The organism is Actinomadura sp. GC306 (assembly GCF_004348665.1).
In the GTDB taxonomy this organism is placed as follows: domain Bacteria; phylum Actinomycetota; class Actinomycetes; order Streptosporangiales; family Streptosporangiaceae; genus Spirillospora.
The window spans coordinates 1-6,729 of sequence record NZ_SMKM01000330.1 but is presented as its reverse complement, the minus strand read 5'-3'; the positions used below and the strand labels follow the sequence as shown (position 1 = coordinate 6,729).

The 6,729-nt window shown below is 74.2% G+C and carries 3 protein-coding genes and 1 pseudogene; 2 read left to right on the top strand and 2 right to left on the bottom strand.

Translation table 11 applies throughout. The annotated features are described in order from the left end of the window. Positions 1-7: 7 nt before the first annotated feature. Positions 8-1,450 (top strand): annotated as a pseudogene (locus E1200_RS35040) (alpha-(1->3)-arabinofuranosyltransferase family protein); the annotation flags it as partial. A gap of 2,191 nt (positions 1,451-3,641) precedes the next feature. On the opposite strand, the gene E1200_RS35035 reads toward E1200_RS35040, so the two are convergent. Together E1200_RS35035 and E1200_RS29695 are read right to left on the bottom strand one after the other, a co-directional pair. Further along, the gene (locus E1200_RS35035) at positions 3,642-4,880 is read right to left on the bottom strand and encodes an acyltransferase (RefSeq protein ID WP_243708932.1); all 1,239 of its coding nucleotides are present in this window, start codon (positions 4,878-4,880) and stop codon (positions 3,642-3,644) included. Further along, positions 4,877-5,668: a class I SAM-dependent methyltransferase gene (locus E1200_RS29695; protein ID WP_131955395.1), complete on the bottom strand. Its 792-nt coding sequence runs from the start codon at positions 5,666-5,668 to the stop codon at positions 4,877-4,879. The genes E1200_RS35035 and E1200_RS29695 overlap by 4 nt, the downstream gene beginning before the upstream one ends. Positions 5,669-5,846: 178 nt before the next feature. Here E1200_RS29695 and E1200_RS29690 point away from each other — a divergent pair. Further along, positions 5,847-6,729 (top strand): DUF3068 domain-containing protein (locus E1200_RS29690; RefSeq protein WP_131955394.1); only part of this gene is annotated, 883 nt, incomplete at its 3' end.

The following is a 6,729-nucleotide window of genomic DNA, read 5'->3' as shown; positions in this document are numbered from 1 at the left end:
GTCCGGGCTGGCGGTCGCCTGCTGCGGCGGCATCAACGCGACCGCGACCGTCGCCGTCCTGGTCGTCCCGTTCCTGTACATCGTCACGCGGCCGCGCGGGTCGTTCCGGATCCGGCTGCTCACGTGGTGGTCGGCGGCCACGGCCGCGGCGACGGCGTGGTGGCTCGTCCCGCTGCTGCTCACCGGGACGTACGGGTTCTCGTGGCTCACCTACACCGAGCGGGCCGAGACGACGACCGGGCCGACCGGCCTGATCAACGTGCTGCGCGGCGCGGAGCGCTGGGTGAACTACCTGATCCTCGACGGGCAGGTGGGCTGGCCGGTCGGGTTCGCGCTGTCGGTCAGCCCGGTGCCGATCATCTGCACCGGCGTGGTCGCGGCGCTCGGCCTGGCGGGCCTGCTCGGGCGGCTGCTGCCGGAGCGGACGTTCCTGCTGGTGACGCTGCTGTCCGGGCTGGCGATCCTGTCCGCCGGCCACCTCAGCGAGATCCCCGGCCCGCTGGCCGGCCAGCTGCGCGAGCTGCTGGACGGGCCGCTCGCCCCGCTGCGCAACCTGCACAAGTTCGACGCGGTCGTCCGGCTGCCGCTCGCGCTCGGCCTCGCGCACCTGCTGGTCGTGGCGACCGGGCGCGGCCGGGAGGGCCGGGTGCGCAGCCTCGGCGCCGGGCCGGCGCTGGGCGGCGGGGCGTGGAAGACCCTGGTCGGCCTGCCCGTCGTCGCCGCCGTCGCGATCGGCGGCATCGGCGTCACCGCGGTGTCGCGCGGGCTGAGCGGGCCGGGGGAGTTCCGGGAGGTCCCCGGGTACTGGCGGGACGCTGCGGCCTGGATCAACGCGCGGGCGGGGCAGCAGGGCGTGCTGGCCGTGCCGGGGGCGCCGTTCGGCGAGTACCTGTGGGGCCGGCCGATGGACGACATCGTCCAGCCGCTGCTGACGGCGCGGTGGGGCGTCCGGCAGCTCGTCCCCGCCGGTTCCCCCGGCTACACCCGCGCGCTGGACGCCATCGACCTGCAGGTCCGGTCGGGCCAGGGGTCGCCGGGGCTCAGCGAGTTCCTCGCCCGGATGGGCGTCCGGTACGTGCTGGTCCGCAACGACCTGCGGCGCGAGACGCTGCGCGGCGCGTGGCCGTCCCGCGTCAACCAGGCTTTGGAGGGGGCGCCCGGCCTGCGCCGGGTCGCCGCGTTCGGCGGGCCGGTGGGCTGGGACCACGGCGACGCGGTGGCGGCGCTCGACCAGCCGCGGCCCGCGCTGGAGGTCTTCGAGGTCGAGGGCGCCGAGGCCGTCGCGAACCTCGCCGCCGCGTCCGATCCCGTCCGCGTGTACGGGGGGCCGGAGTCGCTGCTCGCCATGGCGGACGGCGGCACGCTGCCCCCGGGGCCGGTCCTGCTGGACGACGACGCCCCCGACCTGCGGGGATCGCCGGTGGTGACCGACTCGCCGCGGCTGATCCGCCGCCACTTCGGCGAGCTGCACCAGACGTCCCCGACGCTGTCGGAGCGGCACCGCCGGTCGGCCACCGACGTCCTCGACGAGGGCTGGAAGCGGTACGCCACCCACGTGACCTACGGCGGCGGCGTCCGCGACGTCACGGCGTCCTCGTCGGCCGCGGACGAGGACGTGTTCGCCCAGTCGCAGAAACCGGGCGCGTACCCGTACGCCGCACTCGACGGGAACCAGTTCACCGCCTGGGAGACCGGCGGGTGGGACGGCCCGGTCGGGCAGTGGCTGCGGATCGACTTCGACCAGCCGCGGGACGTGGGGAGCCTGACGGCGGCGTTCGTGCAGAACCCGGCGCTCGGCCCGCCGGTCGGGCGGGTCCGGGTGGAGACCGAGACCGGGGCGGTGGAGCAGGAGGTCCAGCGGACGGCACTGGCGCAGCCGCTCCGCGCGCCGGAAGGCGCCACCCGCTGGCTCCGGCTGCGCATCACGGGCCTCGCGTCGAAGGCGGCCGTGCCGGAGTTCGCGCGCGCCGCCGTGGCCGAGGTGGCGATCGGCGGGGTGAAGCCGACCCGGACGTTCACGATGCCCGCGCCCGCCGGGATCGACGGCCCGGCCACGTACGTGATGAACCGGCGCCCGGGGGCCAGGGACGAGTGCATGCGGGGCGAGCAGCGCTGGGTGTGCTCGCAGGACCTCGGCGCCGAGGACGAGGAGGGCGCCGCCTTCGACCGGACGTTCACGTCCGCGGTGTCCGGCAAGGCCCCCGTCACGGGCACGGCCGTCCTCACCGACCTGGACCTGATCGCCCGGTACACGTCCGTCGAGGGGCAGCCGGCCGTCGCCGCGAGTTCGGCGGTCTCCACCCATCCGGCCGCCCAGGCGCGGTCGGGCTTCGACGGGGACCCGGCGACGACCTGGATCGCGGCCGAGGAGGAGGACACCCCCGTCTACAGCGTCCGGTGGAAGCGCCCCACGCGGCTCTCCTCGATCACGCTCCAGCGTCCGCCGGGGGTGGCCGCGCCGATCCGCATCCAGATCGAGGGGGCGGGCGGCGAGATCCGGGAGGGGCTGGCGGACACCGCGGGCCGGCTGTCGTTCGCCCCGATGACCACCGACCGGCTGAAGATCACCTTCTTCCGGGGGAGCCAGATCCAGCCCGTCCAGCTCAGCGACCTGGTCGTCCCGGGTGTGGACCCGCTGCCCGACGTGCGCGCCTACCCGCTGAAGCTGCGGTGCGGGTTCGGGCCGAAGCTCCTCGCCGGCGGGTCAGGCGCCGAGACCGCCATCCAGACGGAGGCCACCGGCACGCTCGGCGACCTGCTCGCGGGCCGCCCGCTGCGGTTCAGCGCGTGCAAGCAGGCGAACCTGAGCGAGGGCGAGAACCGGCTGGCGGGCGTGCCCCTCGACCCCTACCGGATCGACACGGCGACGGTCGGCGGCAGGGCCGTCGCGGAGCCCGCGGAAGAGGCCGCGGCCCCGCCGCCGCGGCCGGTGAAGATCCTCAGCTGGGGGGCCGGCACGCGCCGGCTTGAGGTGGACGCCGCAGCGCCCTCGTTCCTCACCGTGAACGAGAACTTCAACGAGGGATGGACCGCCACCGTCGGCGGCACCGAGCTGCGGCCCGTCCGGCTCGACGGCTGGAAGCAGGGCTGGCTCGTCCCCGCGGGCACCGCCGGCGTCGTCGAGCTGGCCTACGGCCCCGACCGGGCGCAGCGGGCCGCGGTCGTCGCGGGCCTGAACCTGCTGATCCTGCTGCTGATCGTCGCGGTCTGGCCGGCCCGGCGCGGGTCCGGCGACCGCCGCGAACCGCTGCCGCGGCCGGGCCGCGCGCCGGTGGGGGGCACCGGGTGGCCCGCCTGGGCCGCCGTCGCGCTCGCCGCCGCGCTCGGCGGCTGGGTCGCCGGGGCGCCCGGCCTGGCCGTCGCGGCCGCCGTCGCGGCCTGCTGCGGCTGGGCGCGCACCCGCGAGTCCGCCGTCATCCGGGCGCTGGCGTCGCCGTGGACGATCGCGCTCGCCATGCTTGCCGGGACCGGCTGCCTCGCCGCCGGCGCCTGGCTGAACCGCATCGACAACCCCGCCGCGCCGGGCGGCCCGCTGGGCGACATCGCCCCCCAGCTGCTCGGCCTCGTCGTCGTCGGGCGGATCGCCGCGGAGCTGTGGCGGCCGCGGCCGCCGGGCGGCGACGCGCGCGGGCCGATCGCGCTCAGCTGGACGGCTCCCGGGCAGGGACCCGGCGCGGACGGTCCCGGCGGGTCAGCCGCTGCACCGGACGCTCCAGCAGGTAGTAGCTCACCGTCGCCGCTGCGATGGTCGCCGCCGTCAGCAGAGGCAGCTCCGTCGCCAGATCCCCCCGGAACACCCGGTCCGTCGCCTCGTAGTAGCCGACGATGATCAGCAGCTGCCACAGGAACACGCCGTAGGAGATCCGGCCGAGGAACCCCATCACCGGGTTGCCGAGGACGGTGCCGAGCGCCGGATGCCCCGCGGGCGCCAGCGCCACCGGCGCGAGCAGCGCCGCCGCGAACAGCCCCTCCACGACCAGGTGCAGCGTGGACGGCCAGTACCCGCTCGGCATCGACAACGTGAGCGGGCCGGTCGCGGGCGTGGCCGACACCACGTACAGCATCGCCGCGCTCACCCAGCACGCCGCCCACGAGTCCGACACGGCCCGGCACACCGCCGCGACGGGCCGCCGCTCGTCCAGCCGGGCCCACACCGTCACCACCGCGAGCGCCATCCCGATCGCGAACCAGACGAAGAACCGCGGCAGCCACAGGCCCAGCTCAGGGTTCCGCTCCGGGAAGAACATCAGGGCCGTGTAGGGGAACGACAGGGCCGCGTAGAAGCCGATGCCGATCAGGAGGCGCTTCGCCCGGACGCCGACGTCATGGGTGCGCTTGCGCCGCGCGTACCAGCCGAGGATCGCCGCCGTGAACGGCAGCGTGACGTACCAGGCGACCTCGACCACCAGGCTCCACAGCTGGCCCAGATGGGCCGGGCCCAGTGCGCTCTCCCACCACATGTCCGGGAAGTAGGTCTGCGTCAGCGTGAGCAGCGATACCCATGTGACGGGGTCATCGATGTGCTCCCGCCCCGCCGTGACCATGAAGCAGACGATCACGGCCCAGTAGGCGGGCATGATGCGGAACACCCGCTTGCGCAGGTACAGGCCGACGCGCGGTGCGGCCCGTCCGTCCAGGACCGCCGCCGCCCACGGGCGGTACAGCAGAAGCCCCGACAGGGCGAAGAAGACGGGTACGCCCACCTGGCCGCCGTTGAACAGCCATCCGAAGCCGTCCTCCTGGGTGAGCGTCCCCGCCGTGGCCGCCACGTGGTACACGAGGATGCTGAGCGCGGCGACCGCGCGCACGCCTTCGAGCGTGGGCTGGTGCCCGGAGATGGGCGGCGGCGCCGGCCGGGCCGGCTGGGCGGCGGGCCTCACGCGGCCTTCTTCCGGAGGACGAGGACGAGGTTCCAGGTGGCGAACTCCCGCACCCCCGGGACGCGGACGATCCACCCGGCCCAGCGCGGATGGTAGCGGGGCACGGCGGCCACGAAGTGCGCGTCGTCGCGGCCCCGCGCCCACCTAAGGGCGGCCGACACCGACACCGGATGCAGGCTCTCCCCGTACAGGTTCTTCGGCGGGCGGCCGTGGCGGCGCTCGTATCTGCGCGCGGCCCGGTCGCCGCCGAGGTAGTGCCACGGCGAGGTCTCGTGCCCGCCCCACGGGGACAGCCAGTTGGTGAACGACAGGAACACCGTCCCGCCGGGGCGGACCACGCGGAGCATCTCGTCGGCCATCCGCCACGGCTCGGGGACGTGCTCCAGCACGTTCGACGAGAAGCACACGTCGAAGGAGCCGGTGCGGAACGGAAGGGCGAGGGCGGACCCGACGAGCGTGTTCGGGGCGGCGGCGCCGTGCGCGGTCAGTTCGGCGGGGTCGCGGTCGATGCCCACGCACTGTCCCCCGGCCTCGGCCAGTGCGCGCGCGAAGAAGCCGGAACCCGTCCCCACGTCAATGACCGTGGCGCCGGGGAGAACGGTGTACGAGCCGAGCTGCGCGACGGTGTCGCGCGCCATCAGCTCGTAGAAGTACGCCGGATCGGTGTGCTCGCGCCGGAACGCGGTCAGCAGCCGCACCGACCGCGCCAGCGTGGCCCTGTGGGGGGAGGGGGCGCGGTCGCCGGGCGCGGGGAACAGCCGGTCCGGCGTGGGGGGCGCCGAGGTCATCGCCACCTCGCAGTGTTCGGGACCCGGTCCGGATGGAGCCTGGTTCGGGGGGATCTCGATTGGGGGCTGAGCTGCCGAACGGAGCTTACCGGCCAGTACAGCGTCCTGTAGGGTAACGCGCACCTGCCGAAGACCGGCCTCCCGGCCCGAGAATCACGGCATCCCCCTGGAGGTGTTCATGCGGCGACCGATCGGACTGCTCCTGATCGGCCTGGGCGCGTTCTTCCTGACGCTCGCGCCCCTGGTTCGTTTCTATGTGGCCGACCAGGTCATCGTCGCTCCGCTGAACCGCTACCAGGTGACGCTCCTGGAGTCGGAGAACGCCACGTACTTCGACCAGGCCGAGCTCAAGCACAAGTCCGGGGTCACCCTCCAGGCGAAGAGCACCGTCCGCGGCGACGTCCGCGCCAACGAGGGCGACGACGACATCGCCGTCTGGGACTCGACGACCAACATCTACGACAAGGACAACCCGGACAACCCCATCCAGATCCAGGCGTACCGCATCGCCTTCGACCGGCGGACGAGCGTGCTGACCGACTGCTGCGGCACCAACGTCGACGGCGACAGCGGCGTCCGGATGGCGGGGAGCTACGGGCTGCTGTTCCCCCTCGGGAACGTCGAGAAGAAGGACTACCCGGGCTTCGACACCACGACCAAGCAGACGGCGCCGATGGAGTTCAACGCCGTCGAGGAGGTCCAGGGGCTCACGACCTACCGCTTCACCCAGACCATCCCGCTGACGAAGACCGCGGAGATGGACGCCAAGCTGCCGCCCAAGATGCTCGGCCTGCCCGACGACGCCGGCGACCAGAAGGTGGCCCGCTACACCGAGGCGTACAACACGGTCTGGGTGGACCCGCGCACCGGGGTCCCGGTCAAGCACCGCCGCAACATCCGCAGCACCGTCCAGACCGAGGACGGCAAGGGCAAGATGATCGCCGCGCAGGCCGACCTCATCACCGTCGACAAGGACCAGAAGGCCGCGGTGGACGTGGCCAACAGCACCGCACTGAAGATCAACATGGTGCGCAGCTTCGTCCCGGGCGGCGCCATCGTCG